Here is a 1,524-nt window from a genome sequence, read left to right on the forward strand (position 1 = left end):
CTTTAGAAGCTTTTCGGAGTGCCATGTCTTGCCGTTTTGTCCATTGGCTCCAGGAGAATCGAGACGTATTTGTTGCTTACAAGGCGAGTAAGGGCTACATTTGGGCTTGATTTTGACTAAAGTCCCACTATTAAAGGTTGAGTGTGCCATGTGGTTATTTGTCGAAACCGAGGGTGTGGAACCAACCAATAATGCTGCGGAAAGGGCGATTCGTCCTGCCGTAATTTGGCGACGTACCAGTTTTGGGACTCAGACTCAAGCTGGTAGTGATTTTGTGGCCAGAATGTTGACAGTGGTTACAACCCTAAAGTCTCAGAAGCGTGATGTTCTCGAATTTTTAGTACAAGCTGTTGTTGCTGCTCGCTCCGGTTCACAAGCTCGAAGTTTACTGCCATTGATATCTACTTCTTGTATGGAATAGTCCGGTACTGGTTCTGTTAACTTATAAGATAATTTGTTGATAGCTGCTTAATTTTATTGCTTCATGGTTTGACTCCACGTTCGGGGAGTAGTGGTCGTTTTTGTCGTAACCGTTCAGGGGGGTTGTAATCATCAAAAAAACACACCCGGCAGGAGTAATAATGAAATAAAATTATTGAGCTGCGATCACTAGCTCTTGCTCATGGTCGTGATCAGAAATAGCTACCTATGGGAGTAACGAAGGGGCAGGTTTACCTGCGCGTGCAGCGGGGAATTGCATTTGTCAAAAACTCCAAGACATTACGCTGCTGGGACTTCAATGTTGTCACAACAGTTAACATACGAGCAACAAAAGCACTCCCTGCTTGAGTCTGAGCAACCTTAACTGGTACGCCGCCAGATTACTGCTGGACGGATGGCTCTTTCTGCTGCATTATTTGTTGGTTCCACACCCTCAACACTCACAAACAACCATAAAGCTGGTTCAACTTTGAGTAGTTGGCGACAAGTGCGGACAGTTTTAGCAAGGGGTGTTTTCTCCTGTGACCCAATCGAGTAAGAATCTGCTTGTTTTAAAGTCAACTTGACCGCTTCACGTATCTCCAAGGGCTAGCAATTGAAACTGACAACGTTTCAAAGTTCCATATAGTACTCGATGCCACAATTCAAACAGCTTCTCCTGTTGTTTAACCAATGCAGTCCCTAATTCTTTAGATACCCCAGGACGTTCCGAGATTTTAATGAATTCCCGTCGCAGATGTGCCCAACACAATTGCCGACGTTCCTTGTCTACCCAGTTATACGCACCATGACGGTCTGAGTTTAAAATACCACCAAAATTTTGACCCAGTAGGTTTGCCAGAAGCAGAGGTACAACGAGTTAGGGCAATCTCAAAAAATGTCACTAGTGGCGTGACTGCCACCCACAACCACGCTTTTCGTTGTTTGGGGTTTTTCCCATCTAGATTTCCGTGGATTTTATAGCAACCGCCAGGTTGGTTAGGACGCTCTACGTGAGGACGTGCGACCTAGCCTCTCGCAGTGTTTCAAAATGCTCTAGTTGCTTGGCTTAGCGGCTTTTTAGCCATGACCAGCATTTTTCAA

General features: G+C 45.3%; 1 protein-coding gene and 2 pseudogenes. 1 reads left to right on the top strand and 2 read right to left on the bottom strand.

From position 1 onward, the window contains the following. Positions 1-127 precede the first annotated feature (127 nt). Positions 128-421 (top strand): annotated as a pseudogene (locus F6K53_RS41735) (transposase); the annotation flags it as partial. Positions 422-692: 271 nt separating this feature from the next. Here F6K53_RS41735 and F6K53_RS41740 read toward each other — a convergent pair. Both F6K53_RS41740 and F6K53_RS41745 read right to left on the bottom strand, forming a co-directional pair. Further along, a pseudogene (locus tag F6K53_RS41740) lies at positions 693-927 on the bottom strand (transposase); the annotation flags it as partial. 85 nt (positions 928-1,012) lie between these two features. Further along, the gene (locus F6K53_RS41745; RefSeq protein ID WP_364304467.1) at positions 1,013-1,288 is read right to left on the bottom strand and encodes a transposase; all 276 of its coding nucleotides are present in this window, start codon (positions 1,286-1,288) and stop codon (positions 1,013-1,015) included. Positions 1,289-1,524: the final 236 nt, after the last annotated feature.

The organism is Moorena sp. SIO4A1 (assembly GCF_010672065.1).
Taxonomy (GTDB): domain Bacteria; phylum Cyanobacteriota; class Cyanobacteriia; order Cyanobacteriales; family Coleofasciculaceae; genus Moorena.